The 26,937-nt window shown below is 65.3% G+C and carries 25 protein-coding genes; 14 read left to right on the top strand and 11 right to left on the bottom strand.

Features of this window, described 5'->3' with window-relative positions; genetic code table 11:
- Positions 1 to 84 precede the first annotated feature (84 nt).
- From AC1DW2_RS03545 to AC1DW2_RS03555, 3 genes are read left to right on the top strand one after another with little or no spacing between them, the layout of a single operon-like run.
- Entirely contained in the window at positions 85 to 1,056 is a 972-nt protein-coding gene (locus AC1DW2_RS03545) for an ABC transporter permease (RefSeq protein ID WP_028148685.1), read from the top strand.
- Positions 1,053 to 1,892, top strand: coding sequence for an ABC transporter permease (locus AC1DW2_RS03550; protein ID WP_028148686.1), 840 nt, complete (start codon positions 1,053 to 1,055; stop codon positions 1,890 to 1,892). Before AC1DW2_RS03545 ends, AC1DW2_RS03550 begins: the two co-directional genes overlap by 4 nt.
- 2 nt (positions 1,893 to 1,894) lie before the next feature.
- Positions 1,895 to 3,514: an ABC transporter ATP-binding protein gene (locus tag AC1DW2_RS03555; protein ID WP_208089591.1), complete on the top strand. Its 1,620-nt coding sequence runs from the start codon at positions 1,895 to 1,897 to the stop codon at positions 3,512 to 3,514.
- Positions 3,515 to 3,532: 18 nt separating this feature from the next.
- Here the strand turns inward: AC1DW2_RS03555 and AC1DW2_RS03560 are convergent, their stop codons facing one another.
- Entirely contained in the window at positions 3,533 to 3,805 is a 273-nt protein-coding gene (locus AC1DW2_RS03560) for a hypothetical protein (protein WP_441497442.1), read from the bottom strand.
- 418 nt (positions 3,806 to 4,223) lie between these two features.
- Here AC1DW2_RS03560 and AC1DW2_RS03565 point away from each other — a divergent pair, with 418 nt between their 5' ends.
- From AC1DW2_RS03565 to AC1DW2_RS03575, 3 genes are all read left to right on the top strand, one after another.
- Positions 4,224 to 4,427 (top strand): hypothetical protein, encoded by a 204-nt coding sequence (locus AC1DW2_RS03565; RefSeq protein WP_477005317.1) that lies wholly within the window; start codon positions 4,224 to 4,226, stop codon positions 4,425 to 4,427.
- Entirely contained in the window at positions 4,424 to 4,633 is a 210-nt protein-coding gene (locus tag AC1DW2_RS03570) for a hypothetical protein (protein WP_028148688.1), read from the top strand. The genes AC1DW2_RS03565 and AC1DW2_RS03570 overlap by 4 nt, the downstream gene beginning before the upstream one ends.
- 103 nt (positions 4,634 to 4,736) lie before the next feature.
- Positions 4,737 to 5,672, top strand: coding sequence for an AEC family transporter (locus AC1DW2_RS03575; RefSeq protein ID WP_441497443.1), 936 nt, complete (start codon positions 4,737 to 4,739; stop codon positions 5,670 to 5,672).
- A 30-nt stretch (positions 5,673 to 5,702) separates the two neighbouring features.
- On the opposite strand, the gene AC1DW2_RS03580 is transcribed toward AC1DW2_RS03575, so the two are convergent.
- On the bottom strand, positions 5,703 to 5,990 hold the full coding sequence (locus AC1DW2_RS03580; RefSeq protein WP_063986056.1) for a hypothetical protein: 288 nt from the start codon (positions 5,988 to 5,990) through the stop codon (positions 5,703 to 5,705).
- A gap of 124 nt (positions 5,991 to 6,114) precedes the next feature.
- Positions 6,115 to 6,456 (bottom strand): hypothetical protein, encoded by a 342-nt coding sequence (locus tag AC1DW2_RS03585; protein ID WP_282520443.1) that lies wholly within the window; start codon positions 6,454 to 6,456, stop codon positions 6,115 to 6,117.
- A 120-nt stretch (positions 6,457 to 6,576) separates the two neighbouring features.
- Between AC1DW2_RS03585 and AC1DW2_RS03590 the strand changes: the two genes are divergently transcribed.
- From AC1DW2_RS03590 to AC1DW2_RS03605, 4 genes are all read left to right on the top strand, one after another.
- Positions 6,577 to 6,897 carry a hypothetical protein gene (locus tag AC1DW2_RS03590; RefSeq protein ID WP_071916874.1) on the top strand — a complete coding sequence of 107 codons (321 nt, stop codon included), beginning with the start codon at positions 6,577 to 6,579 and terminating at the stop codon, positions 6,895 to 6,897.
- Between the two features lie 224 nt (positions 6,898 to 7,121).
- Complete coding sequence (locus AC1DW2_RS03595) at positions 7,122 to 7,847, top strand: outer membrane protein (RefSeq protein WP_441497444.1); 726 nt, start codon at positions 7,122 to 7,124, stop codon at positions 7,845 to 7,847.
- A gap of 167 nt (positions 7,848 to 8,014) precedes the next feature.
- Complete coding sequence (locus AC1DW2_RS03600) at positions 8,015 to 10,171, top strand: methyl-accepting chemotaxis protein (RefSeq protein WP_441497445.1); 2,157 nt, start codon at positions 8,015 to 8,017, stop codon at positions 10,169 to 10,171.
- Positions 10,172 to 10,306: 135 nt separating this feature from the next.
- Positions 10,307 to 11,368: an MBL fold metallo-hydrolase gene (locus AC1DW2_RS03605; protein WP_441497446.1), complete on the top strand. Its 1,062-nt coding sequence runs from the start codon at positions 10,307 to 10,309 to the stop codon at positions 11,366 to 11,368.
- A gap of 109 nt (positions 11,369 to 11,477) precedes the next feature.
- On the opposite strand, the gene aroQ is transcribed toward AC1DW2_RS03605, so the two are convergent.
- From aroQ to AC1DW2_RS03625, 4 genes are read right to left on the bottom strand one after another with little or no spacing between them, the layout of a single operon-like run.
- Complete coding sequence (gene aroQ, locus AC1DW2_RS03610; protein ID WP_247316300.1) at positions 11,478 to 11,909, bottom strand: type II 3-dehydroquinate dehydratase; 432 nt, start codon at positions 11,907 to 11,909, stop codon at positions 11,478 to 11,480.
- Between the two features lie 19 nt (positions 11,910 to 11,928).
- On the bottom strand, positions 11,929 to 13,209 hold the full coding sequence (locus AC1DW2_RS03615) for a TRAP transporter large permease (RefSeq protein ID WP_259259388.1): 1,281 nt from the start codon (positions 13,207 to 13,209) through the stop codon (positions 11,929 to 11,931).
- A complete protein-coding gene (locus tag AC1DW2_RS03620; protein ID WP_441497480.1) occupies positions 13,206 to 13,754 on the bottom strand; it encodes a TRAP transporter small permease in 549 nt (182 codons plus the stop codon). The genes AC1DW2_RS03615 and AC1DW2_RS03620 overlap by 4 nt, the downstream gene beginning before the upstream one ends.
- Before the next feature lie 25 nt (positions 13,755 to 13,779).
- Positions 13,780 to 14,808 carry a TRAP transporter substrate-binding protein gene (locus AC1DW2_RS03625; RefSeq protein WP_441497449.1) on the bottom strand — a complete coding sequence of 343 codons (1,029 nt, stop codon included), beginning with the start codon at positions 14,806 to 14,808 and terminating at the stop codon, positions 13,780 to 13,782.
- A 158-nt stretch (positions 14,809 to 14,966) separates the two neighbouring features.
- Between AC1DW2_RS03625 and AC1DW2_RS03630 the strand changes: the two genes are divergently transcribed.
- The 3 genes from AC1DW2_RS03630 to AC1DW2_RS03640 all read left to right on the top strand — a co-directional run bounded on the left by AC1DW2_RS03630 (position 14,967) and on the right by AC1DW2_RS03640 (position 20,923).
- Positions 14,967 to 15,701, top strand: a complete 735-nt coding sequence (locus AC1DW2_RS03630) for a GntR family transcriptional regulator (RefSeq protein ID WP_477005275.1) — start codon at positions 14,967 to 14,969, stop codon at positions 15,699 to 15,701.
- A gap of 198 nt (positions 15,702 to 15,899) precedes the next feature.
- Complete coding sequence (gene hemA / locus AC1DW2_RS03635) at positions 15,900 to 17,129, top strand: 5-aminolevulinate synthase (protein WP_477005276.1); 1,230 nt, start codon at positions 15,900 to 15,902, stop codon at positions 17,127 to 17,129.
- A gap of 284 nt (positions 17,130 to 17,413) precedes the next feature.
- Complete coding sequence (locus AC1DW2_RS03640; protein ID WP_477005277.1) at positions 17,414 to 20,923, top strand: PAS domain-containing hybrid sensor histidine kinase/response regulator; 3,510 nt, start codon at positions 17,414 to 17,416, stop codon at positions 20,921 to 20,923.
- Positions 20,924 to 20,930: 7 nt separating this feature from the next.
- On the opposite strand, the gene AC1DW2_RS03645 is transcribed toward AC1DW2_RS03640, so the two are convergent.
- The 4 genes from AC1DW2_RS03645 to AC1DW2_RS03660 form a co-directional block, all read right to left on the bottom strand.
- Positions 20,931 to 21,755 carry an SDR family NAD(P)-dependent oxidoreductase gene (locus tag AC1DW2_RS03645; RefSeq protein WP_441497452.1) on the bottom strand — a complete coding sequence of 275 codons (825 nt, stop codon included), beginning with the start codon at positions 21,753 to 21,755 and terminating at the stop codon, positions 20,931 to 20,933.
- A gap of 17 nt (positions 21,756 to 21,772) precedes the next feature.
- Positions 21,773 to 22,336 carry a cytochrome P460 family protein gene (locus AC1DW2_RS03650; RefSeq protein WP_247316307.1) on the bottom strand — a complete coding sequence of 188 codons (564 nt, stop codon included), beginning with the start codon at positions 22,334 to 22,336 and terminating at the stop codon, positions 21,773 to 21,775.
- Positions 22,337 to 22,408: 72 nt separating this feature from the next.
- The gene (locus AC1DW2_RS03655) at positions 22,409 to 23,437 is read right to left on the bottom strand and encodes an alpha/beta fold hydrolase (RefSeq protein WP_441497453.1); all 1,029 of its coding nucleotides are present in this window, start codon (positions 23,435 to 23,437) and stop codon (positions 22,409 to 22,411) included.
- Positions 23,438 to 23,477: 40 nt separating this feature from the next.
- Positions 23,478 to 23,897 carry an organic hydroperoxide resistance protein gene (locus AC1DW2_RS03660; protein WP_441497454.1) on the bottom strand — a complete coding sequence of 140 codons (420 nt, stop codon included), beginning with the start codon at positions 23,895 to 23,897 and terminating at the stop codon, positions 23,478 to 23,480.
- A 200-nt stretch (positions 23,898 to 24,097) separates the two neighbouring features.
- Between AC1DW2_RS03660 and AC1DW2_RS03665 the strand changes: the two genes are divergently transcribed.
- Positions 24,098 to 26,932, top strand: coding sequence for an ATP-binding protein (locus AC1DW2_RS03665; RefSeq protein ID WP_441497455.1), 2,835 nt, complete (start codon positions 24,098 to 24,100; stop codon positions 26,930 to 26,932).
- Positions 26,933 to 26,937: the final 5 nt, after the last annotated feature.

The following is a 26,937-nucleotide window of genomic DNA, read 5'->3' on the forward strand; positions in this document are numbered from 1 at the left end:
GCTCGTCTCGGCCCCGCAAGAGCGGGGCGAGGGAGTTCACCGTCACCGTGGTTCCAGGTCACGCTACAAGATATGACTCTCTAGATGCTCTCCTTCGTCGCTCAGCGTATCGTGAAGGGCGTGATCGTCCTGCTTGCGATCGTCGTCCTCAATTTCTTCCTGATCCGGCTTGCGCCCGGCGACCCCGCGGTCGTGATGGCGGGCGAGGCCGGCGCCAGTGACCAGGTGTTCGTCAAGCAGCTCCGGGAAAAGTTCGGCCTCGACAAGCCACTGCCCGAGCAGCTCTTCATCTATGTCAAGGGCGTCGTCACGCTCGACCTCGGCTTCTCCTTCCGCCAGCAGGCGCCGGTCGCGAAGCTGATCGGCGAGCGGCTGCCGGCGACGCTGCTGCTGACGCTGACGGCCTTTGCGATCTCGCTCATGCTCGGCGTTCTCTTCGGCACCTTCGCCGCGCGCTTTGCCGGAACCTTCCTCGACACGGCCATCACCGTGTTCGCGCTGATCTTCTACGCCATGCCGATCTTCTGGGTGGCACTGATGGGAATCCTCCTGTTCTCGGTCACCATGGATTGGCTGCCGAGCTTCGGTTACGAGACGGTCGGCGCCAACCTCACCGGCCTTGCCCACGCAGTCGACGTCGCAAAGCACCTGATCATGCCGGCGATGACGCTCGGCCTGTTCTTCATGGCGACCTACACCCGCATGACGCGCGCTTCGATGCTGGAGGTGAAGCGGCTCGACTTCGTCAAGACGGCGCGCGCAAAGGGCCTCTCCGATGCCGTGATCCAGCGCCGCCACGTGCTGCGCAACGCGCTGCTGCCGGTCGTGACGCTGGCCGGTGTGCATTCCGGCACGCTGATCGGCGGCGCCGTCATCACCGAGACCGTGTTCGCCTGGCCCGGCATCGGGCGTCTGATGTACGACGCGCTGCTCCAGCGCGACTACAACCTCCTGCTCGGCGTCTTCGTGATCTGCTCCGCCATGGTGCTGATCTTCAACCTCATCACCGACCTCGTCTACCGCCTGGTCGACCCGCGCATCGAATTCGCCTCATGAAACAGTTCTGGAAATCGATGCTGAAGAGCCCGAGCGGCGTCGTCGGGCTCGTCATCCTTGTCCTTGCGATCTCGATCGCGGTGTTCGGGCCGATGCTGTTCCCGAATTCACCCTGGCGCATGGTGCAGCGGCCGTTCCTGCCGCCCTTCACGCTCTCGACCGTGCCGCTCGGCACCGACGCGCTCGGCCGCGACGTGTTCGCCGGCATGATCTTTGGCGCTCGCGTCTCGCTGCTGGTGGGTCTCGTCTCCACGCTGGTCGCGCTGGTCGTCGGCGTTCCCATCGGCGCCATGGCCGGCTATTTCGGCGGCAAGGTCGACGACGCCCTGATGCGCTTCACCGAGTTCTTCCAGACCATTCCGAGCTTCGCGCTCGCGATCGTGCTGGTCGCGATCCTCCAGCCCTCGATCTACTCGATCGTGGCCTCGATCGCGGTGGTGAGCTGGCCGCCGGTCGCCCGCCTCGTGCGCGGCGAGGTGCTGTCGCTGCGCACGCGCGAATATGTCCAGGCCGCCGTCGTCACCGGCCAGAGCAACACCTGGATCATCCTGCGCGAGATCCTGCCGAACGCGCTGTCGCCGGTGATCGTGCTGGCCTCGCTGATGGTGGCGACCGCGATCCTGCTGGAATCCTCGCTGGCGTTCCTCGGGCTCGGCGATCCCAATCTGATCTCCTGGGGCTACATGGTCGGCGCCGGCCGCACCGTGATCCGCCAGGCCTGGTGGATCACCGTGTTTCCCGGCGTCGCCATCCTGATCTCGGTGCTGGGGCTGAACCTGATCGGCGAAGGCCTCAACGACGCGCTCAATCCGCGCCTGTCGCGGGAGGGCCGCTGATGATGACCGCCCCGCCCGCCGTTTCGATCAAGAATCTGCGGATCGCGCTGCCCAAGGGCGCCGAGCGTCCGTTCGCCGTCGACGGCGTCTCGCTGGATTTGCGGCCCGGCAAGATCGTCTGCGTCGTCGGCGAATCCGGTTCCGGCAAGTCGATGTGCGCGCATGCGCTGATGGGGCTTCTGCCTGATACGGTCACCGTCACCTCCGGCGAGATCCAGTTCGAAGGCCGCGACCTGCTCGAGCTCGATGACGACGGCTGGCGCGATTTGCGCGGCCGCCGGCTCGCGATGATTTTTCAGGAGCCGATGACCGCGCTCAATCCGTTGATGCGGATCGGCGACCAGATGGCGGAGATGTTCGAGGCCCACGGTCTGCTGACGCCGAAGGAGCGGCGCGCCAAGGCCCTGTCGCTGGCGCGCGAGGTCGGCCTGCCCGACCCCGAGCGCATTGTCCGCGCCTATCCGCACCAGCTCTCCGGCGGCCAGCGCCAGCGCGCCATGATCGCGATGGCGCTCGCGCTCGAGCCCGCAGTGCTGGTCGCGGACGAACCGACCACCGCGCTCGACGTCACCACGCAGGCGCAGATCCTGAAGCTGATCCGCAACCTCCAGCGCAACCGCAACATGGCGGTGATGTTCATCACCCATGATTTCGGCGTGGTCGCCGACATCGCCGACCAGGTCGTGGTGCTCAGGCATGGCAAGGTCGTCGAGGAAGGCCCCGCTAGCTCCGTTTTCAACAATCCGCAGCATGACTACACCAAGGCGCTGCTCGCCGCCGTGCCGTCGATGGACCCGCCGGCGCGTGAGCCGCTCGACGACCAGGCCAGGGCCGTCGAGGTGATCGGGCTGGACAAGACCTATGTCACCTCAGGCGGCTGGTTTCGCGAGGACCGCCGCGTCGATGCTGCGCGCGAAGTCAACTTCAACATCCTCAAGGGCGAGACGCTCGGCCTCGTTGGCGAATCCGGCTCCGGCAAATCGTCGGTGGCGCGGCTGGTGATGCGACTGATCGAAGCCGACCGTGGCACGGTGCGGATCGGCGAGACCGATCTCACGCAGCTCTCGGGCAAGGCGCTCCGCGCCGAGCGCCATCGCATCCAGATGATCTTTCAAGATCCGTTCGCCTCGCTCAATCCGCGCCGCAAGGTCGGGCACATCATCGCCGACGGTCCGATCGCAGCCGGCATCGATCCGAAGGTGGCGTTCGGCCGCGCCCGCGATCTCCTCAAGATGGTCGGGCTGGACGCCGGCGCGCTCGACCGCTACCCGCATGAATTCTCCGGCGGCCAGCGTCAGCGCATCGGCATCGCGCGCGCGCTCGCGCTCGAACCCGAGATCATCGTCGCCGACGAAGCCGTTTCCGCGCTCGACGTCTCCGTGCAGGCGCAGGTGCTGCGACTGCTCGAAGACCTCAAGGCGCGCCTTGGCCTCTCGATGCTGTTCATCACCCACGATCTGCGCGTCGCAGCGCAAATCTGCGACCGCATCGCGGTGATGCAGCGCGGCGCCATCGTCGAGTTGAAGCCGACCGCGCAACTGTTCGCCGCGCCGGAGCACGCCTATACGCGCGAACTGCTGGCGGCGGTGCCCGGGCGGAAAGAGCGCGCGCCGGCGGCGTGAGGCGGCCGATCGCGGTTGCTACCTGGCCGGAGGATTAGTGTTTTTCCAGGTGGGGACTGAGTTGGTCACGCCGACCGATGGTTGATTGGACGTTCCGACCGACGGTGCCGTGACGGTCCCGACGGTCTGTCCGGAGCTTCCATAGGTCGTGCCTTGCGTTGCCGGTGCTCCGGAGCCACCGCTCGTGTTGCCTTGTGTACCCGCCGCAGACGTCTGTGCGCCTGCAGCGAGTGGCGATGCCGCAAATCCGACCGCGATAAGCACCGCAATCGAGCGTCTCGTTCTTGTCATGGCTAATCCTTTCGGGCGCGGTCTCTCAGTCGCGTCGGCCGTTCGCTCGTCGAACCACTCGTGCACTGAGCCATCTTACAACTCCACGCGCGTGAAAATGTGCCGCAATACGATCACACTGCAGGGCCTGACGCTCCATCACGATGGCGCGACGAGCAGCTCCAGCCGAACAGGGGCGCACTCCCGGCCCCTTGGCTCGCCGCCGCACCGGAGGATGCCCGCATGTGTGCCGTGCTTGCAGCGGTCCCGGGACACAAGCAGCGCGCGCCGGCAACGTCAGGCCAGCTCATGACTAAGGTATTCCGCTCCTCTTCGGGCGACGGAACACTCACGGGCTTTTTATCCCTCGTGACCGTCCGCACAGATGCGAAACAGAGGCCGGCACCCCAGATTCGCATGGAATGATTTCCATCATCTTATGATGGATTTCCGATCCATTGGAGACGATATGGGCCAGGTTATTCAGTTTGTCTCGAAATCCGAACGCGAGCGCGTTCGCCTCATTCAGGAGGCACGGGCGATCTACGACAGCATTTTTCCGCCGGCTGATCCGAGCGGCGAGCCGCAGGGCAAGGCGACGATCGGCCGCGCGGCCAACGGCGACGCAGGAAATCTGGCGTGATCAAGATCATCGCGGTGCTGTGCAGCCTCTCCTCTCCGGCAAATTGTCACGAGCAGATCGTCACCACCTCGGACTTCGCCAACGTCTCGATGCAGTCCTGCCTGATGGGCGCGCCGCAGCTCGCCGAATGGATGAACCAGCATCCGGCCGAACGCCTGGCTGGATGGCGCTGCGTGTTCGGTCAACAGACCGGCAGGGGCGCCTGAGGCCACAGGCCGTCTGGTCGAGGACGGCGCCATCCAGTTGAACCGTGACGAGCATGCATCGCCAGGCTAGAATGGCGACGCTGCTTGGCAGAGGGGACGCCGGATGGAGGTCGCCAGCCTCGTTCTTCCCGTGTTCGCAATCATCGTCACCGGCTGGTTTGCCGGCGAACTCGGTTATCTCTCCCGCTCGCTTGCGGACGCGCTGGTGCATTTTGCCTACAACGTGGCGATGCCGGCGCTGCTGATCGTCACGATCGCCCAGGAGCCGGCGCGCAACCTGCTGGAATGGCGCTTCCTGCTCGCTTTCGGCGGCGGCTCCCTCCTCTGCTTCGCGCTGGTGTTCCTGGCCGTCCGCGCGGGCGGCAAGCACGACCTCGCCAGCAGCACGATCCATGGCATGGCGGCGGCCATGACCAATACCGGCTTCGTGGCGCTCCCGATCCTGCACGCGATCTACGGCCAGCCCGCCGTCTTGCCTGCCGCGGTGGCGACGGTGTTCGTCGCCGGCGTGATGTTTCCGCTCACGGTCATCCTGCTGGAAAGGGACGTGCGCGGCCCTGCGCATTCCGCCGGGCTGGTGAAGCAGATCCTGCTCAATCCGATGGTGCTGTCGACGCTGATCGGTCTCGTCTGGGCGATCACGGGCTTGCCGATTCCGGCGCCGGTCGCGGCCTATCTGAACATCATTGCCGCCGCGCTCACGCCCTGCGCACTGTTTGCCATCGGGCTTGGCCTGTCGGTCGACGGTCTGCGATCCAACCTGAAGGCCTCGTTCGCGCTCGCGACCGTCAAGCTGGTGGTGATGCCGCTGATCGTCTACGGGCTTTGCGTGGTCACCGGCCTCAATCCGCTCTACACGGTTGCCGCCGTCATATGCGCGGCCGTGCCGACGGCGAAGACCGTCTATGTGCTGGCACACGAGCACAAGGTCGAGGAGAAGCTGGTCGCGGCCACCGTCTCGGTCACGACGATGCTGTCGGTCGCGACATTGCTGGTCGCGCTCTACCTGCTCTCCGGCCTCGCGCCCGGCACGCGTTGACGATCACCGGCGCGCCTGGCGAGGTGTTCTCTATCTCGTGGTGTTGCTCCAGGTCGGCACCGAATTGGTCACGCCGACCGACGGCCAATTGTACGAGCCGATCGAGGGCGCCGTGACCGTCCCGACCGTCTGCCCGGACGACCCGTAGGAGGTCCTGGGCTGCGCGACCGGCAATGCGGCGGCGCCGTAGGTCGGGGCCACCACGCTCGTGCTGTAGTGATGCCGGCTCGGCCGGGCCTTCTTCGCTTCGGCTGCGAAGGGCGCGGCAAGCAGTCCGACGGTGATGAGTGCGGCAATGGCGGGTTTGATGCTTGTCATGGCGGTTCCCTTCATTGGCTGCGAGCCCAGTGTGCGATGTGTTCATTCAACGCAAGATTTCCATAGGCATCCGTTCATAACTTCGTGCACGCCCGAAGGTGCCTGACCCAGGCCGCCGCCGTGGTCATCGTCGCTTCGGGCGACACGCCTTGCGGCCGTGTCGCTCCTTAACTGTCGCGACAGAGTGCATCAGCTCCTTGAAGGCGGCGATCGCCGGATCGTCAGCGAGCGCGTGGTCGGGCCGCGACTCCAGATGCTCGACCACGGCCAGCAGCGCGTCCGCGATCTGTCCGATCTGCTTGCCGTAACCGGCGACATCCGACAGCACGTCCTTCTCGACATCTGGCGCCGAGGATTGCCCCACCGTGATATTGACGAGACCGAACTGGCCGCCGGTGGGACTGAAGAACGACGGATAAATGGACTGGACGACATCCCCCGACAGGGGCAGCTTGAACACAGGCATGCGATTTCGCCTCGCTGATGCTCGACCGGCACGGACACACTATCACGACCACCCGCCTTCGGATGGACCCGAATCAGCGCTAGTGCATCGCCTTCAGTGACTTCCCTGGACGCAAGCAGCATGACCGGCCCCGAACTGAAGCAGCTCCGCAACGACCTTTCCGATGCCCTCGAGCGCAAGCTCACCGCGGCCGACATGGCCAAGCTTTGCGGACTGCCGGAGAAGGGCGGCGCCGATACCATCCGGCGCTGGGAGGTCCGTGGCCCGACGCCGTCCGCGACCAAGGTGCTGCGCGTGCTCGCGATGGCGAGCGAGCGCTATCCGATCATGGAGAAGTTCGACGTCTTCGATCGCCACGACGTACGCGAGGAAGACCGGCCTGCAAGGCGCGCGGCCTTCCGCCAGCAGATGCGCGATGAGGTACGGCGGCGGCTTGGTTAACGAGAGACGCGCGCAAGTTACCCGAGACGTGCGACGTTAAGCCTTCCTTCACCACTTCTTAAGCCGGCATTAAGCACGAAAATCATTTACAGCCCAATAAGTTAGGTTGGCTGTCGCTGTGCCACGGATGTGACAGCATTTTCGTCAAAAGCGAGCTATCTGCAAAACCAACGACGGCGCGGACAGCGCGCCTGCCGGGGACCAAAGTGCTGGAGTTCAAGACGATGAAGAAGATTTTGTTTGCAACCGTTGCGCTGCTCGTGGTGAGCGCTGCCGCGCCGGCCGTCGGCGCCGATCTCGGCAACCGCAACTATTACAAGGCGCCCGCGCCGGCCTATGCCGCGCCGATCTACAACTGGACGGGCTTCTATATCGGCGGCCATGTCGGCGGCGCGTTCTCCAGCGACAACAATTTCAACGGCCTCTCCACCGGCAACAACGGCAACGGCCGTTTCCTCGGCGGCGTGCAGGTCGGTGCTGACTGGCAGTTCAACCCGAACTTCTTGGTCGGCGTCGAAGGCCAGTATTCCTGGCTCTCCGGCAGCGTCGGCGCGGCGTTCCCGGGCGGCGTCGCCTACAGCAACGACCAGCGTGGCCTCGGCTCCATCACCGGCCGCGTCGGCTACACCTGGGGTCCCGGCCTGCTCTACGTGAAGGGCGGCTACGCCTATTCGGACAACAACGAGAAGGTGACGATTGGCGGCGTGCCGACCGGCTTCATCATCGATGGCGATCACCGCAACGGCTACACCGTCGGCGCCGGCCTCGAATACATGTTCGCCCCGAACTGGTCGGCCAAGGCCGAGTACCAGTACTACAATTTCGGCGACGCCCACTTCACCGCGGGCCCGCTGGTGGGCACCGGCAACTTCACGACCGACGACCACACCTTCAAGGCGGGCGTCAACTACCGCTTCAACTGGGCCAACTCGGCGGTCGCGCGCTACTGATCGCGCCTCCAAAAAATCTCTTCGCAATCAAGGGCCGGCAACTCTGCCGGCTCTTTCTTTTTCGCTGTGCGGAACAGGCGCAACCGATTGTGCAACTTGCGATTTTTTAACCCGACCCAGGGATACTCCGCGGCGAAAATATAAAGATCACGCGTGGGGGAATTTCGATGGCGATCCGTCTGGGTGCTGGCCGTGTCCTTGGCCGTCTCAAGCCTCGTTTCAAGATGCCAAGGTGGGGCGTGCGCGGCAGCCTGTTCGCCGCCTTCGCATTGATCGCGGGCATGGGCCTCGTCATCGCAGCCGGCGCCGGCTTCGTCTTCAATCACCTCGGCGCGACCATGATGGATCTGAGCGGCCGCGACATCCCGCGCCTCTCCGCCAGCCTGCAGCTCGCCTCGCAGAGCGCGACGCTCGCCGCGCAAGGCCCGGGCCTGCTGGCATCGCCCTCCGACGAGGCGCTGAAGGAACGCACCAAGAGCGTGAAGGACATCCAGCAGCTCGCCATGGCCAAGCTCGGCGAGATCATCGAGCTCGGCGCCGACAAGCAGATCGCAACCGCGCTGCGCGACACCGCCAAGAGCATCGACGAGGCGACCCAGAGCCTGGTGTCGGCCGCGCGCGAGCGGCTCGAGACCGGCGCGCTGCATGACAAGCAGTATGACGCGCTGCGCAAGGCCCAGCTCACCTTCGTCGGCGCGGCCGGTCCTGCGATGCTGGACGCACAGACGCGCCTGAACGCGATCCTCGGCGCGGCGGAAGTTTCCGCCGATGATGCGACTGAGGCTGCCCGCACCGTCTCCCAGGTCGCGACAATCTCCGCCAACGGCAATCTGATGGCCGCCGACATGATGGCGGCGCTGTCGGCCAACAACAGCGACACGCTGGAGGCGATCGAGAAGGAGTTCAAGGCGACGCGCGACCGCGTCAAGTCGAACCTCGAGGACCTCCCGAACATGCCCTCGATGCAGACGGTGCGCGACGCCGTGCAGAAGCTGTTCGCCTTCGGCGAGGGCAAGACCGGCGTGTTCAAGATCCGCCAGAAGGAGCTCGACGCCATCGACTACGGCCAGACCATTCTGGACGAGACCCGCAAGCTCAATGTCGGTCTCGGCATCAGCGTGCAGCAGCTCGTCGACGGCGTGCAGAAGGAGACCAACGCGTCGACCTTCCAGGCGCGCCAGGAGATCTCGCTCGCCACCACCGCGATGCTGGCGCTGGGCGCGCTGATGCTGGTCGGCTCGGCGCTGTTCGTCTGGCTCTATGTCGGCCGCAACATCCTGCGGCGGATCGGCGCGCTGCATCAGTCGATGCAGCTGCTCGCGAACGGCGACCTCGAGACCGAGATCTACCGCTCGAAGCACCACAATGACGAAATCTCGGTGATGGCGAACACGCTGCAGGTGTTCCGCGAGAGCATGATCGAGGCCCGCGCGATGTCGAGCGAGCAGGACAAGGACCGTGCCGCCAAGGCCGAGCGTGCCGCGCGCATGGAAGCGAAGATCGCCGAGTTCGAGGGCGCGGTACGCAACGCGCTCGACAATCTCGCGCAATCGGCCAATTCGATGCAGTCCACCGCGCAGAGCATGTCGAACACCGCCGACCAGTCCAACGCGCTGGTGAACGCGGTTGCCTCCGCCGCGGAGGAAACCTCGGTCAACGTGCAGACCGTGTCATCAGGCACCGAGCAGCTGTCGTCCTCGATCGAGGAGATCAGCAAGCAGGTCGTCACCTCGGCCGCGATCGCCAGGAAGGCGGTCGACGAGGCCGGCGCCACCGACACCACGGTGCAGAGCCTTGCCGACAGCGCGAGCCGCATCAGCGTCGTGGTCGACCTGATCCAGACCATCGCCTCGCAAACCAACCTGCTCGCGCTCAACGCCACCATCGAGGCGGCGCGCGCGGGCGAAGCCGGCCGCGGCTTCGCAGTGGTCGCCTCCGAGGTGAAGAGCCTCGCGAGCCAGACCGCCAAGGCGACGGAAGAGATCCGCACCCAGATCGCCAGCATGCAGCAAGTCACCACCTCGGCGGTGGGCGCCATCCAGGGCATCGGCCGGATCATCGGCGAGATCAACGACGTGACGACGACGATCGCCGCCGCGGTCGAGGAACAGGGCGCAGCCACCCGCGAAATCGCCCGCAACATCCAGCATGCCGCCGGCGGCACCAGCGAGGTCTCCAGCAACATCATCGGCGTCTCCACGGCGTCCGCGGAAGCCGGCGCGGCGGCGAGCGAAGTGCTGGGCGCCTCCGACGCGCTCCGCCGCGAAGCCGACATGCTGCGCGGAGAGATCGACGCGTTCCTCAACAATATGCGGGCGGCGTAAGCCACCGGCCCGTGGCCCGGATGGAGCGCCGCGTAATCCGGGCTACGGAAAACTGCTGGTATGACCGCCATGCGGAGACCACGGCCCGGCCTTTTTCGGCTGGCGCCCCGCGCCCGGCGGGTTTAAGCCGGTAGCATGAACCCGAAAACCGACACCGTGCAGTCCTCGGCCGAGGCCCTGCGCTATCCCTGGGACCAGCATCCCGGCCCCGAAGAGATCGTCGAGGTGCGTCCCGGCGTGTTGTGGGCGCGGCTGAAACTGCCGTTCCGCCTCAACCACGTAAACATCTACCTGCTCGCCGACGGCGACGGCTATGCCATGGTCGATGCCGGCTTCGGCAACGAGGAGACGATCGAGGCCTGGACCAGACTGTTCGAGGGGCCGCTGAAAGGCGTCAACATCACGCGCCTGATCGTTACGCATTCGCACCCCGATCACGTCGGCCTCGCGGGCTGGATCGTCGAGCGGTTCAACTGCCCGCTGGTGATGACGCAGGTCGAATATCTGCAATCGGTCTACCACCAGAACCGCGGCACCGAGGAGCGGCGCGAAGCCCAGCGGCTGTTCTTCCGCCGCCACGGCATGGACGAGTCGCTCACCGAAAAGCTGCTCGGCCGCGGCCAGGATTATCTCAAGCGCGTCTCGGTGCTGCCGCCGTCCTACCGCCGCATCTCGCACGGCGACGAGATCGTGATCGGCACCCGCCGCTTCAAGGTCATCACCGGTGGCGGGCACGCGCTCGACCAGGTGATGCTTTATTGCGCCGACGACAAGCTGTTCCTCTCCGCCGACCAGGTGCTGAGCAAGATCTCGCCGAATGTCAGCGTCTGGGCGGTCGAACCCGACCAGAACTCGCTCGGCGAATATCTGGCCTCGCTCGCGAGCCTGACCACCACCCTGCCCTACGATCTGCTGGTGCTGCCCGGCCACGGCGTGCCGTTCTATGGTCTGAAGACCCGCATCAAGCAGCTCGCCGATCACCACGAGGAGCGCTGCCGCCTGATCGCGGAAGCCTGCAGCGAGGTGCCGCAGACCTCGCGCGCCCTGGTGCCTGTCGTGTTCAACAAGCACGTGCTGGACGAACACCAGATGGGTTTTGCCGCCGGCGAGCTCGTCGCCCACGTCAACTACATGATCGTCGAGGGCCGGCTGACGGCGGAGACGAAAGACGGCGTGCTCCAGTTCCGGACGACGTGAGCCACGGCGTCATGGCCGGGCTTGTCCCGGCCATCCACGTTCTTTCAAGTCGAAACGAGTTCGTGGATGCCCGGGACAAGCCCGGGCATGACGAGCTTGTGGAAGCAGCTCACTTCATATTCGCGATCGCGTGCAGCGCCGCGACGTAGCCGAACGGGCCCAGCCCGCAGATCACACCGGTCGCCACGAACGAGATCTTGGAGTGGCGGTGATATTCGTCGCGGGCGTGGATGTTGGAGATGTGAACCTCCAGCACCGGGCCTTCGAAGGTCTTGATCGCGTCCATGATCGAGACCGAGGTGAAGGAAAGACCGGCCGGATTGATGATGATCGCATCGGCATCCTGCCGCGCCGACTGGATCAGATCGACCAGCACGCCTTCATGGTTGGACTGGTGGAAGGCGAGCTTGAGCCCGAGCTTGGCGGCTGCTTCCTCGCAGCTCGCATTGACCTGATCGAGCGTCGTGGTGCCGTAGATGTGCGGCTCGCGGATGCCGAGCATGTTGAGGTTGGGCCCGTTGAGGATCATCACGCGCTTCATGGACAGGTCCTTCTGGAAGTTAGCCACCGAACCACTTGGCCGGGCCGGTGACGAGAACGGGAAACAGCGTCAGCAAGGCTAGCACGACGAGCTGCGCGATCATGAAGGGCCAGACGCCGCGGATCAGATCATCCATCGAGACGCGGGCAACGCCACAGACGACGTTGAGCACGACGCCGACCGGCGGCGTGATCAGGCCGATCGCATTGTTGATGATGAAGAGCACGCCGAAATAGACGGGGTCGATGCCGGCCTGCTTGACGATCGGCATCAGGATCGGCGTCAGGATCAGGATCGTCGGCGTCATGTCCAGCGCGGTGCCGACGATGACGACGATAATCATCAGAACGAAGGTGAGGAGGGTCTTGTTGCCCGCGAACGGTTGCACGAGCGCCACGATCTGGTCGGAGATCTCGGCAACCGTGATCAGCCAGGACGATACCAGCGCCGCGGCGACGAGGAACATCACGACAGCCGTGGTCTGCGCGGTCGAGACTAGCAGTGCCGGCAGTTGCGCGGGCCTGAGCTCGCGATAGACGCCCATCGCCACCACCAGCGAGTAGACGGCGACGACGACGGCCGCTTCCGTCGGCGTGAAGATACCGAAGCGCAGGCCGAAAATAATGATCATCGGCAGCATCAGGGCCCAGAAGCCGTCGATCAGCGCGCGCCAGATCTCGGCGATGCTCTTGCGCGGCAGGCGCGCCGGGTTCTCCTTGCGCACCACCCACCACCAGGCAAAGCATAGGCCGACGCCGAGCAGCAGGCCCGGCACGATGCCGGCCAGAAACAGCTTCGAGATCGAGACATTGGCGGCGACGCCGAAGATGACGAAGCCGATCGACGGAGGAATGACGGGCGCGATGATCCCGCCGGCAGCGACGAGGCCAGCCGCACTGGCGCGATTGTGGCCGGCGGCGGCCATCATCGGCACCAGCAGCGCACCGAGCGCCGCGGCGTCCGCGACCGCCGAGCCCGAGAGCGAGGCCAGGATGCATGACGTCAGGATCGCGACATAGCCGAGCCCGCCGCGGAAATGGCCGACCAGCGCGATCGCGAAGTTGAGGATACGGCGCGCAAGGCCACCGGTGTTCATGACTTCGCCGGCAAGGATGAAGAACGGCACCGCCATCAACGGAAAGGAATCGACGCCGTTGATGACGTTCTGCGCGATGATCTGGGAATCGAACATCGCGAGATAGGTCATCAACGCGATGCCGCAGATGATCAGCGCAAACGCGATCGGCATGCCGATCGCCATGGCGCCGAGCAGCGAGAAGGTGAAGACGGCGACAGTCATGCCTGCTGCTTTCCGCTCGCGGCGCCAGGAGAATGCGGGAGCTCCTCGGATTCGCTGATGGCGATCAGATCGGCATCGGCGACCTGCCCGGTCACGAGCCGATAGAGCTCGTGCACGATGATCACGCAGGAGGAAGCGCCGAATACGATCCCGGCAGCATAGAACAGGCCGACTGAGAGCCCCGAGGCGGGCGCCACCGTATCCCAGTTCAACACCGTCTGCTTCCAGGAGCCTTCCGTCAGCAGCACGGAGGCGTAGAGCATCAGCGCGTGGCTGAGGCCGTAGCAGACCTTGCGGCCGAACGGCGACAGCACCTTGACGAGGCTGTCGACGCCGAGATGGGCATGCTCCTTCAGGCCGATGATCGCGCCCAGAAACACCATCCACACGAACAGCCAGCGCGACAGCTCTTCCGAGATCGCGATACCGGAATTGAAGCCGTAGCGCAGCACGACGTTGCCGAACACCAGCACCACCATGGCGGCGAGCAGCACCGCGATCACCGCGCGGAGCAGCCAGAAATAGGCGTTGACCATCGTTTTCATCATGTCCGTCCTGCTGCGCGTCGGCTTACGGCTTCAAAGCGTGCACGCGGTCGAGCTCACTGTTGAACAGCTTGACGATGGCGGGGTCGTAGTCGGCCGAGAATTTTTCCGCGATCGGCTTTGTCTTCTCGCGCATGCGATCGAGCTCGGCGGGTGCGATCTCGTTGACCGCCATGCCCTTGGACTTGAGCTCGTCGATCGCGGCAGCGGCCTGCTCGCGGCTGACCTTGCGCTGGTAGTCGCGCGCCTCGATGGCCGCGTCCTGCAAGATCTTCTGCTCGTCGGGCGAAAGCCCGTCCCAGAACTTCTTGCTGATCAGGATGATGTTGGTCGAGTAGGTATGGTTGGTGACGCTGAGATACTTTTGCACCTCGAAGAACTTGTTCGACAGGATCACGGAGAACGGGTTCTCCTGGCCGTCGACGGTGCCCGTCTCCAGCGCGCTATAGAGCTCCGAGAAACTCATCGGCACCGGGTTGGCGTTGAAGGCCTTGAAGGTCTCCAGATAGACCGGGTTCGGGATCACACGGATCTTGATGCCGCCGAGGTCCTCGCCCTTGGTGATGGCACGCTTGCTGTTGGTGACGTTGCGGAAGCCGAGATCCCAATAAGCGAGACCAACCAGCCCCTTCTCAGACAGCTTTGCCAGCAGCGCTGCGCCGAGCGGACCATCGAGCAAGGCGTCGGCCTGCTGCGGCGTCGAGACGATGAAGGGGAAATCGATCAGGCCGTAATCCTTGACGATGCCGACCAGCGACGTCGTCGCCGGCGACTGCATCTCCTGGGTGCCGGCGCGCAGCGCCGATTGCTGCTGCATCTCGCTGCCCAGCTGATTGGCCGGATATTCGCGCACCTTGATCTTGCCGCCGCTCTTCGCCGCGACGATCTCGGCGAATTTCTGCACGCCTTTGCTGACGGGATGGTCGGTGTTGTTGAGGTGCCCCCAGCGGATGGTGCGCTCCTGAATGGCCTGCGCCGAGGCCGGCCCCATCGCGCCCAAGGCGACCGCGCCGATCGCCGCCACCAAAGCCAGACCTTTGAACCGAACGGGCATCGCTCCCTCCCCTGTTGATCTCGTTCTTAGGGACAGGAACGTCTTATATGACGAATTATAAATCAACCTATATTTTTGATTTTGTCTGATATTACATGAAACACTTGATAAAGTTTCGAAATTTGGCAAAACGCACGTCCAACGCGCTAGAATGAGGCATGGACACCCTTCCCGACACGACAGCCGAGACGGTGGGCGACAGCGCCTACCGCCGCATCCGCACCGACCTGATCTTCGGCAAGCTGACGCCGGGGCAGAAGCTGAAGCTCGAGCGGATGAGCGGCGCCTATGGCACCAKCATCTCGACGCTGCGCGAGACGCTGAACCGGCTGTGCTCGGAAGGTTTTGTCGTCGCCGAAGGCCAGCGCGGCTTCGAGGTCGCGCCGATCTCGGCAACCGAATTCCAGGAGATCGCGGAGCTGCGCGAGCTGCTCGAGAGCCACATGATCGAGAAGTCGTTTGCGGCCGGCGATCTCGACTGGGAGGCGCACATCGTCTCGGCGCATCACAAGCTCGCGGCGATGGAGCGGATGCTGCTGTCAGGCGAGCGGTCCGATGCGGAAAGCTGGAAACAGTGCGATTTCCAGTTTCATCGCGCGCTCGTCGCGGCCTGCGGCTCGAAGGTGCTGCTCGATGCGCATGCCGCGGTCTATGACCGCTATCTGCGCTACCAGATGATCGCCGTGGTGTTCCGCGGCGAGATGGCTGCTTCCGAGCATCGCGAGCTGAAAGAGCTGGCGCTGAAGCGCGACGCCAAGGGCGCGAACAAGGTGCTGCACACCCACATCCATGATTGCGTGGCGCATGCCTTGCGCAATTCGGATTGGTTAAAGCCGGTGGCCGCCGTCAAGGACGCGCGGAGCGAGCCGCGCAAGAAGGCCAAGGCCGGGTAGACCCGCAGCGCCGCCGATGGTGCAAAGCAACATTGCCTCTCGCGCGAACTTGATCGGGATCAAGTTTCAAATCGCACGATAGGGCATTTTGCCCAAATGCTCCCCATGCCCAAATGTGGGATAGCGCATAGACTCTAGAGCTGGAAAAGCTCTAAGAAGATGCGCCCTTTTTGGTCAGTTCCGTCTTAGGTTTTGCCGATGGATTACGCCCAGTTCTTCAATACCGCCCTCGATCGTCTCCACACCGAGCGGCGCTACCGCGTGTTCGCCGATCTCGAACGCATCGCCGGCCGGTTCCCGCATGCGCTGTGGCACTCGCCGAAGGGCAAACGCGACGTCGTGATCTGGTGCTCCAACGATTATCTCGGCATGGGCCAGCACCCGAAGGTGGTCGGCGCCATGGTCGAAACCGCGACCCGCGTCGGCACCGGCGCAGGCGGCACCCGCAACATCGCCGGCACCCATCATCCGCTGGTGCAGCTCGAGGCCGAGCTCGCCGATCTCCACGGCAAGGAAGCGTCGCTGCTGTTCACCTCGGGCTATGTCTCGAACCAGACCGGCATCGCGACCATCGCGAAGCTCATTCCGAACTGCCTGATCCTGTCGGACGAGCTCAACCACAATTCGATGATCGAGGGCATCCGCCAGTCCGCCTGCGAGCGCGTCGTGTTCCGCCACAACGACCTCGCCGACCTCGAAGAGAAGTTGAAGGCCGCAGGTCCGAACCGGCCGAAGCTGATCGCCTGCGAAAGCCTCTATTCGATGGACGGCGACGTCGCCCCGCTCGCCAAGATCTGCGATCTCGCCGAGAAATATGGCGCGATGRCCTATGTCGACGAGGTCCATGCCGTCGGCATGTACGGCCCGCGCGGCGGCGGCATCGCCGAGCGTGACGGCGTCATGCATCGCATCGACATTCTCGAAGGTACGCTGGCCAAGGCGTTCGGCTGCCTCGGCGGCTACATCGCCGCCAACGGCCAGATCATCGACGCCGTGCGCTCCTACGCGCCGGGCTTCATCTTCACCACCGCGCTGCCGCCGGCGATCTGCTCGGCCGCGACCGCCGCGATCAAGCATCTGAAGACCTCGAACTGGGAGCGCGAGCGCCACCAGGACCGCGCCGCCCGCGTCAAGGCGATCCTCAATGCTGCCGGCCTGCCTGTGATGTCGAGCGACACCCATATTGTGCCACTGTTCATCGGCGATGCCGAGAAGTGCAAGCAGGCGTCCGACCTGCTGCTAGAACAGCACGGCATCTACATTCAGCCGATCAACTATCCGACGGTGGCCAAGGGCACCGAACGCCTGCGCATCACACCCTCGCCCTATCACGACGACGGCTTGATCGATCAGCTCGCCGAAGCGCTCTTGCAGGTGTGGGACCGCCTGGGTCTGCCGCTCAAGCAAAAGTCGCTGGCGGCGGAGTAGGTCTGCTTCCACCCTCCCTTGGAGGGAGACGGGGTGGGGTGACAGTCTCTCCACCTCTGACGCTGCTCGTGTGGAAAGATCACCCCACCCCGATCGCGCTTCGCGCGATCGACCCTCCCCCTCCAGGGAGGGTAAGCGGGATCCGCGTCCGCTCGCACCTTAACGACAACCCCAGTTCCCGCCCCGGTACGGCATTTCGCTGTCGCTTGCGACCGCCCAACGCGCTAGATTTGCAGGGAAAATGAGTTCGGGCGCCCCCGCGCCCAGGGAGAAGCGCGCTCGCCATGCTGCACGACTGGGGCGTGATCGCTGCCGCCTTCGGCTATATCGGCTTCCTGTTCCTGGTGGCGAGCCACGGCGACCGCCGCTCGCCGGCCGGGCGCGGCCGCGCGTCCGGGCTGATCTATCCGCTGTCGTTGGCGATCTATTGCACCTCCTGGACCTTCTTCGGCTCGGTCGGCTTCGCCACCCGCGCCTCGACCGACTTCCTCGCCATCTATGTCGGCCCGATCCTGATGATCGGGCTCGGCGCCGGCGTCCTGCGCCGCGTGATCCAGCTCGCGAAAGCGCACAACATCACCTCGATCGCCGACTTCATCGGCGCGCGCTACGGCAAGAGCCAGGCGGTGGCGGCGACGGTGGCGCTGATCGCGATCATCGGCTCGGTGCCCTACATCGCGCTCCAGCTCAAGGCGGTCGCCTCCTCGCTCGAAACGATCCTGAGCGAGGACCAGGCGTTCTCCCACATCCCGATCCTCGGCGACATGGCGCTGATGGTGACGCTGGCGATGGCCGCCTTTGCCGTGCTGTTCGGCACGCGGCAGACCGACGCCACCGAGCACCAGCACGGACTGATGCTGGCGGTCGCAACCGAATCCATCATCAAGCTGATCGCCTTCCTTGCCGCCGGCATCTTCGTCACCTTCTGGATGTTCTCGCCACACGAATTGATCGAGCGCGCGATGAGGACGCCGGAGGCGGTGCGCGCCATCAACTATTCGCCGTCGATCGGCAACTTCCTCACCATGACGCTGCTGTCGCTCTGCGCGATCATGCTGCTGCCCCGCCAGTTCCACGTCAGCGTGGTCGAAAACTCCTCGGATGCCGAGGTCAGCCGCGCGCGCTGGCTGTTCCCGTTCTATCTCGTCGCCATCAATTTGTTCGTGATCCCGATCGCGCTCGCTGGCCTCGTCACCTTTCCGTTCGGCGCGGTCGAACCGGACATGTATGTGCTGGCGCTGCCGATGGAGGGCGGCGCGGGACTTCTCAGCGTCGCCGTCTTCGTCGGGGGGCTGTCGGCGGCGACCGCGATGGTGATCGTCGAATGCGTCGCGCTCTCCATCATGGTCTCGAACGACCTCGTGGTGCCATTGGTGCTGCAGCGGCGGCCGGAGGGGCGCACCGGCGGCGCCGATTTCAGCGACTTCCTGCTGCGCTCGCGGCGCCTTGCGATCTTCGCCATCATGGTGATGGCCTATTTCTACTACCGCGCACTCGGCAACACCCAGCTTGCGGCGATCGGCCTGCTCTCCTTTGCCGCCATCGCCCAGCTCGCGCCCAGCTTCTTCGGCGGGCTGTTGTGGCGGCGCGCCACCGCGCGCGGCGCCATCGGCGGCATGCTGGTCGGCTTCGCGGTGTGGCTCTACACGCTGTTCATCCCGAGCTTCATGGATTCCTCGACGGCGGGAATCCTGCTGCTCCAGCACGGCCCGTTCGGCATCGAGGTCTTGCGGCCGCAGGCGCTGTTCGGCGCCGACCTGCCGCCGCTGATGCACGGCGTGATCTGGTCGCTGTCGCTCAACATCCTGACCTATGTGCTGTTGTCGCTGGCGCGGCGGCCGTCTTCGATCGAGCTGGTGCAAGCCGATCTGTTCGTACCGAACACGCTCGCGCCGATCTCCCCGAACTTCCGCCGCTGGCGTACCACCGTTACGGTGCAGGACATCCAGACCACGGTCGCGCAATATCTCGGACCCGACCGCGCCCGGCATTCGTTCGAGGCATTTTCGGTGCGGCGCAATGTACGCCTGGAATCCGGGGCGCCCGCCGATTTCGAGCTGCTGCAGCACGCCGAGCACCTGATCGCCTCTTCGATCGGCGCGGCCTCCTCGCGGCTCGTGATGTCGCTGCTGCTGCGCAAGCGGACGGTCTCGGCGAAAGCGGCGCTGAAACTGCTCGACGATTCCCACGCGGCGCTGCATTTCAATCGCGAGATCCTCCAGACCGCGCTCAACCATGTCCGCCAGGGCATCGCCGTGTTCGACGCCGATCTGCAACTGATCTGCTCCAACCGGCAGTTCGGCGATCTCCTGAACGTGCCGCCGCATTTCATCCAGTTCGGCACGCCATTGCGTGAAATCCTGGAATTCATGGGCGTGAGCGAGCCGGACAATCCGGTCGAGCGCGAAGCCATGCTGGAGCGGCGGCTCGCGGCTTACACCACCGACGGCGAGCCTTATCTCGAGCGCCTGCCCGACCGCCACATGGTGATCGAGATTTTGACCAACCGCATGCCCGGCGGTGGCTTCGTCATCACCTTCACCGATGTCACCCCCACGTTCGAGGCCGCCGAAGCACTGGAGCGCGCCAACGCGACGCTCGAAAAGCGGGTGCGCGACCGCACCGAGGAGCTGACCCGGCTGAATTCCGAGCTGGCGCTGGCCAAGAGCGCGGCCGAGGACGCCAGCATCTCCAAGACGCGATTCCTGGCGGCAGCCAGCCACGACATCCTCCAGCCCCTGAACGCGGCGCGGCTGTATGTCACCAGCCTGGTCGAACGCCAGCACAGCGGCGAGGAGACGCGGCTGGTCGAGAACATCGACGAATCGCTCCAGGCGATCGAGGAGATCCTCGGTGCACTGCTCGACATATCGCGGCTGGATGCCGGCGCGATGACGACCTCGATCTCGAGCTTCAAGATGGCCGATTTGATGCGCTCGCTGGAGATCGAGTTTGCACCGATCGCACGTGCCAAGAACCTCGAGCTCGCCTTCGTGCCCTGCTCGCTGCCGGTCGAGTCCGACCGGCTGTTGCTGCGGCGCCTGCTCCAGAACCTGATCTCCAACGCGATCAAATACACCCCGCGCGGACGCGTGCTGGTCGGCTGCCGCCGCCAGGGCCCTTCGCTGAAAATCTGCGTCTACGACACCGGCGTCGGCATCCCGCCGGTCAAGCGCGGCGAGATCTTCAAGGAATTCCACCGCCTCGAACAGGGCGCGCGGATCGCCCGCGGCCTTGGACTCGGCCTCTCGATCGTCGAGCGTCTTGCACGCGTGCTCAAGCACGGCATCGCCATCGACGGCAACAAGAGCGGCGGCTCGGTCTTCTCCGTGACAGTGCCGACAGCCAAGGCGATCACCCACACCGCGGCCGTCACCAGCGCGACGCCGCTGGCGCGTAGGCCGATCTCGGGCGCCCTCATCGTCTGCATCGAGAACGATGCGGCGATCCTCGACGGCATGCGCACGCTGCTGAAGGCCTGGGACGCCGAGGTGATCGCGGTCGCCGACCCCGAGGGCGCGATCGCCGCGATCGAAGGCGCGGGCCGCCGCGTCACCGGCCTGCTGGTCGATTATCACCTCGATCGCGGCAACGGCATTGCCGCCATCCGCGACATCCGCCGCCGCTTCGGCGACGGCATCCCCGCGATCCTGATCACCGCCGACCGCAGCCCCGCGGTGCAGGTCGCCGCGCGCGAGGAAAACGTCGCGGTGCTCAACAAGCCGGTGAAGCCGGCCTCGCTGCGCGCCCTGCTGGGACAGTGGCGCACGCAGCAGATGGTGGCGGCGGAGTGAGACGCGGTCAGTAGTCGGTCGAGACGCTGAGCGCGCGCCACCTCTCGAGCTCTTCGAGGCGTTGCCGGTCCGTCGCCGCGATGGCGTTCACGGCGTCGCTGCCGAACGCGATCCGCAGCGGCGGGCTGTCCATGTCGACGAGCTCCAGCACGACGGCGGCGGCCTTCGCCGGATCGCCCGGCTGGCGGCCATCATAATCGCGCTGCATCCTGACGGCCGCTCCAACGACGGCGTCGTACTCCGCCCGCCCTTCGCCGGTCGCATGCGCGGACTGCGCAAAGCCCGTACGGAAGCCGCCGGGTTCGACGATCGTCACGTGCACGCCGATCAACGCCATCTCGCGTGCCAGCGATTCCGAAAAGCCCTCGATGCCCCATTTCGCGGCCGAATAGGCCGCGCGTGCGGGGGCTCCGATCCGTCCGCCGACGGATGAGAATTGCACGATATGCCCGCGGCGCTGCCGGCGCAGCACGGGGATCGCCGCCTTGGTGACGATGATGGTGCCGAGCAGATTGACCTCGATCTGCTGACGGAACGAGGCCAGGCTCGTGTCCTCGACCGATCCGAGATCGCCATAGCCGGCATTGTTCACGACCACATCGACGCCGCCGAACGCCTCCACGGCGAGGCCGATGGCCACTTGCGCGGCCGCCTCGTCAGTCACGTCGAGCGTTGCGAGCCGCAGTCTTTCCCCAAAGCGTTCCCGCAGCGATTCGAGCGGACCGAGATTCCGGGCAGTGGCAACCACCCGGTGGCCCGCCGCAAGCGCGGCTTCCGTGATCGCACGCCCGAGCCCGCGCGAGCTGCCGCTGATGAACCAGATCTTTGACACGGTGGGCTCCTGACCGCTCAAGGCGCAAGCCGGGTGAAGACGTAGTCGTGGCTCTTCGCGCGGGCGTCATGGCAGGCGAAGCAGGTGCGGTGCTGGGCCTCGTCGACCGGCTTGCCATTGATGAAACGGCCAAAGCCCCAACCGCCGGTGGACGCATATTTCCTGGAATCCTTGACCATCACCTGCACCGTGGTGGCCGCGCCGGGGATCGTCGCGGATGCGAATTCCGGTGACTGTTTCCGTTTCCAGGCGCGCTTGACCAGAATGGTGCCATCGGGGAACGGAAGTTTTCCGGCCTGATAAGCATCGATCGCGGTCTGGTTGCCGACAACGGCGCGAAGCTCATCGAGCGGTGCCGCCTCTTCGGCCGGCGCGATCAGCTCCCACTGCTTGTAACCCGCAGGAATCGTGACGCCGAAGATCGGCGAAGCGTCTGCCGTGTTGCCTTGTGCCGGTCCCTCGGCAAGAGCAATCGAGACCAGATAGGGCACGCAAGTCAGGAGAACGACGAGAAGGAGCGCGGCAAGCGTGAGAGCCGTCGCGTAAGAGCGCTTTTTCTTGTCAGGTTCGATGGACGTCATGACGTTCCTTCATGCTGGGATCGCGGCATAGCCTCGGTCCAGCCGCGCTGGACCGAGGCATCGAATGAACGCTCAGGCGCCGTCGGCGTCGATGACGGCCTTGGCGAAGGCTTGCGGCGCTTCCTGCGGCAGATTGTGGCCGATGCCGCCGGTGATCAGGCGGAAGTCGTACCGGCCTGAGAACCTCTTGGCATAGGCGCTGGGGTCGGGATGCGGCGCACCGTTGGCGTCGCCTTCCATCGTGATCGTCGGGACGCTGATCACCGGAGCTGCAGCGAGCTTCTTTTCGAGCTCCTCGTATTTGGCTTCGCCCTGGGCGAGCCCGAGCCGCCAGCGGTAATTGTGGATCGTGATGGCGACATGATCCTTGTTATCTAGCGCCGCCGCGCTCCGGTTAAAGGTCGCGTCGTCGAATTTCCATTGCGGCGAGGCGAGCTTCCAGATCAGTTTTGCGAAATCATGCGTGTACTTCTCGTATCCGGCGCGGCCGCGCTCGGTCGCGAAATAGAACTGATACCACCATTGCAGCTCGGCCGACGGCGGCAGCGGCGCGTTGCCCGCGGCCTGGCTGGAGATCAGATAGCCGCTGACCGACACCAGCGCGCGGCAGCGATCCGGCCACAACGCAGCGATGATATCGGCGGTGCGCGCGCCCCAGTCGAACCCGGCGATAACAGCCTTCTTGATGTCGAGCTTGTCCATCAGCGCGATGATGTCGACGGCCATGGCCGCGGGCTCGCCGTTGCGCGGCGTCTCGCTGGAAAGGAAATGCGTCGAGCCGTAGCCGCGCAGATAAGGGATGATCACGCGATAGCCGGCCTTTGCCAGGATCGGCGCGACATCGACGAAGGCGTGAATGTCGTAAGGCCAGCCGTGCAGCAGGATCGCCACGGGACCGTTCGAGGGACCTGCCTCCGCATAGCCGACATTGAGGACGCCGGCGTCGATCTGCTTGATCGGACCGAACGACGCATTCGATGCGGACGACTTCGGCGCGTCCGTTTCGGCACGGGCGAGGTCGATCACGCCGAGACCGACGGCGACGGTTCCCGCGGCGACGCCGAAAAATTTGCGGCGGTGCTGGTCGATGATCTGTTTCATGGTGGTGCTACCTTGTGGATGGATGGTTGGTGATGGTGCGTCAGATCAGCGCGACCGTGACGTCAATATTGCCGCGGACGGCCTTGGAATAGGGGCAGGTCTGGTGCGCCTCATCGACGATGCCGCGCGCGATCTCGCGATCGAGGCCCGGCAGGCTGACGTTGAGGCGCGCGCTGAGGGCGTAAGTGCCCTCATCGAGAAGAAGGTCGATTTCCGCATCGATCGCGCTGTTTCTCGGAAGCACGATTTTCCGCTTGCGCGCGGCCATCTCCATGGCGCCTTCGAAGCAGGCCGACCAGCCGGCCGCGAACAATTGCTCGGGATTGGTGCCGATGCCCGCGCCGCCCGGTGGCGACAATTTGACATCCAGGCGGCCGTCGGAGCTGCGCGATATGCCGTCCTGTCGTCCACCGCTGGTGTGGGTCTTGCCCGTGTAAAGCAGGTTTGCCGCTTGCGTCATGAAGGTCTCCTTGCCGTCACGCAACTGACTAGCAGCGGCGTCGGCAGGACACCCGTTTGGACTTGTGAGAAGTTGTGAGGCCCCGGCGCGCAGCCCCGCCGCGAGGCCTGCATCAGCGGTCTGATGCCGATGCAGGTGCGGCCTTGCCGGATTGCGATCATCTGGCTATCCGGTCCGTTTGAAAGGACCAAGATTTCGCCATGACCGAGTCGGCCGGCACCGCAACGGGAACCCTATCGTTCGGGCCATTCACCGTGATATCGCAGGAAAGGCTCGTGATGCGCGACGGCGTCGCGCTGCCGCTCGGCGCGAAGGCCTTCGACACGCTGATCGCGCTGATGTCGCGACCGAACGATGTCGTCAGCAAATGGGATCTGATGGCGCTGGTGTGGCCCGGCCTGACCGTCGAAGAAGCCAATCTGCGCTTTCACGTCGCAGCCCTGCGCAAGGCGCTCGGCGACGGCAAGGACGGCGCCCGCTACATCACCACGCTCTCCGGCCGCGGCTATTGCTTCGTGGCGCCGATCTCGAAGGCGGAAATCGCGCCAGAGCGGCGTCCCGCGCAGCGAACGGAATTACCGCCCGTCAAGCTGCCGAACCGGCTGCAACGGATGGTCGGGCGCGACGATGCGGTCGCCGCGGTCTCCGACAAGCTCATCGGCTCGCGCTTCGTCACGATCGTCGGCCCGGGCGGCGTCGGCAAGACCGCCGTTGCGGTGGCAATCGCGCACGACCTGCTCGAGACTTTCTCCGACGCCGCGCATTTCGTCGACCTCGCCGCGCTCAGCGATCCCGATCTCGTGATCACCTCGATTCTGCTGATGCTGGGCTTGCCGGCGCAGACCGACGATCCCCTGCCTGCATTGCTCGCGCATCTCGGCGACAAGCGGATGCTGCTGATCCTGGACAATTGCGAGCATGTCATCGCCGCCGCGGCGCCGCTGGCAGCCGAAATCTTTCACGCCGCACCGCATGTCCATATCCTCGCCACGAGCCGCGAGGCCCTGCGCGTCGAGGGCGAGCAGGTCTACCGATTGGCGCCGCTCGCCGTTCCGCCTGACAATCCCGGGCTGACCGCGGCTGCCGCACAGACCTATCCCGCGCTTCAGCTCTTCCTCGAACGTGCCATGGCCGGCGGCGCGCAGATCGCGCTCGACGACGCCAATGCCGCGATCGTCGCCGGGATCTGCCGCAAGCTCGACGGCATGGCGCTGGCGATCGAGCTCGCCGCCGGCCGGGTCGAAGCCTACGGCCTGGAGCAGACGGCCGCACTGCTCGACGAACGCCTCAATCTGCTCTGGCAGGGCCAGCGCACCGCGCCGCCGCGGCAGAAGACGTTGCAAGCGACGCTGGACTGGAGCTACGGGCTCCTGTCCGACACCGAACGCCTCGTGCTGCGCCGGCTTGCCGTCTTCGCCGGTCACTTCACCATCGACGCCGCGCTCGAAATCGTGCCGGACGAGCGCGTCGACCGCTCGCGCCTGTTCGACGCCATCGACAGCCTGGTCGCCAAGTCGATGGTCGCGCCGCGACCGGTCGGCGCCATGATGCGCTACCGTCTGCTCGACACGACGCGCGCCTATCTGCTCGAGATCGAGCCGAACGAGACCGCGCTTGCCGCCCGCCACGCAACCTACTACCGGCGATGGCTGGAGCAGGCTGGCACGACATGGGCGACCGTGCCGAGCGCCGACGAACGCGCGATCCATTTCTCCGCGCTTCACAACGTGCGCGCGGCGCTGGACTGGTGCTTCGGCACGGGCGGCGATGTCGGCATCGGCATTGCGCTCGCCGCCGCAGCGGCTCCGATCTTTCTCGCGATGTCGCTGCTGATCGAATGCCGGCGCTGGTCGGAACGCGCGCTGCTGGCGATCGATCCGCCCTCGCGCGGCAGCGCCGAGGAAATGCACATCCAGGCCGCCCTCGGATTGACCTTGATGTTCACGCGTGGCGGCAGCGAAGCTGCGCGTGCCGCCCTGAGCAGGAGCCTGGCGATCGCCGAGGCGCGCGGCGACGCGCCGAACCAGCTCCAGCTGCTCGGCCGCATGCACATCTTCCACGAGCGGATGGGACAGTTCGACGCCGCGCTCGGTTACGCGCAGCAGAGCCTCACGGTCGCCGAGACGCTCGGCGATGCCGCCTCCATCGCCCTCGCCCATTCGCTGCTGGGTGTCTCCTTGCATCTGGCCGGCGAGCATCGCGACGCCCTGGGCATGCTGGAGGCCGCCTGGCACGGGCCGGGCACGGAGCGGATCAGCACGGTCAACGGCTTCGATCACCGCAACCGGGCCGGCATCTCTCTCGCGCGCGAGCTTTGGTTGCAGGGCCGGCCGGCGGATGCGCGGCAACTGGCGCGGCAGACGGTCACCGAGGCCGCGCAGATGGACCATCCGATCACGCTCTGCATCGCGCTGATCTGGGCGGTCTCGATCGATCTCTGGAGCGGGGATCTCGACGGCGCGGAAGAGAACATCGACCGCTTCATCGCACATGCCGAAACGCGCTCGATGGGCCCTTATCTCGCGGTCGGCCGCGGCGTCAAAGGCGAGCTGGCGATCCGGCGCGGCGACGCCGCAAGCGGCGTCGAGACGATACGGGCCTGTCTGCGCGAGCTCCACGACGCCGGCTACGAACTGCTCACCACGACCTTCAACATCGCGCTCGTGCATGGCTTGTTGGCGCTTGGACAGATCGAGCGGAGTGCGCGCCTGATCGACGACGCGATCGGCCTCGTCGAGCAAGGCGGCGATCATCTCTACATGCCCGAGCTGCTGCGCATGAAGGGCAATGTGTTGCTGACACTGCCGGAGCCGAACCGTGGAGATGCCGAAAGCCACCTGATGCAGTCGTTGGAGCTGGGCCGTCGCAACGGCGCAAAAGCCTGGGAGCTACGGGCTGCGATCGATCTCGCCGAGTTCCTTGCTGAACGTGGCCGGTGTGAGGAAGCGAAGCGGTTGCTGCAGTCGGCGCTCGAGGGCTTTGCCGAGGGCTCCGAGACTGCGGATATCAAGGCCGCCAAGAGGCTCCTGGGGTGACCCAG

This window comes from Bradyrhizobium sp. P3_C3, assembly GCF_056402655.1.

Excerpts from the sequence above, each read along its gene's own strand:
- AC1DW2_RS03545 (WP_028148685.1), top strand. The coding sequence starts at position 85 with ATGCTCTCCTTCGTCGCTCAGCGTATCGTGAAGGGCGTGATCGTCCTG.
- AC1DW2_RS03550 (WP_028148686.1), top strand. The coding sequence starts at position 1,053 with ATGAAACAGTTCTGGAAATCGATGCTGAAGAGCCCGAGCGGCGTCGTC.
- AC1DW2_RS03555 (WP_208089591.1), top strand. The coding sequence starts at position 1,895 with ATGACCGCCCCGCCCGCCGTTTCGATCAAGAATCTGCGGATCGCGCTG.
- AC1DW2_RS03560 (WP_441497442.1), bottom strand. The coding sequence starts at position 3,805 with ATGACAAGAACGAGACGCTCGATTGCGGTGCTTATCGCGGTCGGATTT.
- AC1DW2_RS03565 (WP_477005317.1), top strand. The coding sequence starts at position 4,224 with ATGATGGATTTCCGATCCATTGGAGACGATATGGGCCAGGTTATTCAG.
- AC1DW2_RS03575 (WP_441497443.1), top strand. The coding sequence starts at position 4,737 with ATGGAGGTCGCCAGCCTCGTTCTTCCCGTGTTCGCAATCATCGTCACC.
- AC1DW2_RS03580 (WP_063986056.1), bottom strand. The coding sequence starts at position 5,990 with ATGACAAGCATCAAACCCGCCATTGCCGCACTCATCACCGTCGGACTG.
- AC1DW2_RS03585 (WP_282520443.1), bottom strand. The coding sequence starts at position 6,456 with ATGCCTGTGTTCAAGCTGCCCCTGTCGGGGGATGTCGTCCAGTCCATT.
- AC1DW2_RS03590 (WP_071916874.1), top strand. The coding sequence starts at position 6,577 with ATGACCGGCCCCGAACTGAAGCAGCTCCGCAACGACCTTTCCGATGCC.
- AC1DW2_RS03595 (WP_441497444.1), top strand. The coding sequence starts at position 7,122 with ATGAAGAAGATTTTGTTTGCAACCGTTGCGCTGCTCGTGGTGAGCGCT.
- AC1DW2_RS03600 (WP_441497445.1), top strand. The coding sequence starts at position 8,015 with ATGGCGATCCGTCTGGGTGCTGGCCGTGTCCTTGGCCGTCTCAAGCCT.
- AC1DW2_RS03605 (WP_441497446.1), top strand. The coding sequence starts at position 10,307 with ATGAACCCGAAAACCGACACCGTGCAGTCCTCGGCCGAGGCCCTGCGC.
- aroQ (WP_247316300.1), bottom strand. The coding sequence starts at position 11,909 with ATGAAGCGCGTGATGATCCTCAACGGGCCCAACCTCAACATGCTCGGC.
- AC1DW2_RS03615 (WP_259259388.1), bottom strand. The coding sequence starts at position 13,209 with ATGACTGTCGCCGTCTTCACCTTCTCGCTGCTCGGCGCCATGGCGATC.
- AC1DW2_RS03620 (WP_441497480.1), bottom strand. The coding sequence starts at position 13,754 with ATGAAAACGATGGTCAACGCCTATTTCTGGCTGCTCCGCGCGGTGATC.
- AC1DW2_RS03625 (WP_441497449.1), bottom strand. The coding sequence starts at position 14,808 with ATGCCCGTTCGGTTCAAAGGTCTGGCTTTGGTGGCGGCGATCGGCGCG.
- AC1DW2_RS03640 (WP_477005277.1), top strand. The coding sequence starts at position 17,414 with ATGCTGCACGACTGGGGCGTGATCGCTGCCGCCTTCGGCTATATCGGC.
- AC1DW2_RS03650 (WP_247316307.1), bottom strand. The coding sequence starts at position 22,336 with ATGACGTCCATCGAACCTGACAAGAAAAAGCGCTCTTACGCGACGGCT.
- AC1DW2_RS03655 (WP_441497453.1), bottom strand. The coding sequence starts at position 23,437 with ATGAAACAGATCATCGACCAGCACCGCCGCAAATTTTTCGGCGTCGCC.
- AC1DW2_RS03660 (WP_441497454.1), bottom strand. The coding sequence starts at position 23,897 with ATGACGCAAGCGGCAAACCTGCTTTACACGGGCAAGACCCACACCAGC.
- AC1DW2_RS03665 (WP_441497455.1), top strand. The coding sequence starts at position 24,098 with ATGACCGAGTCGGCCGGCACCGCAACGGGAACCCTATCGTTCGGGCCA.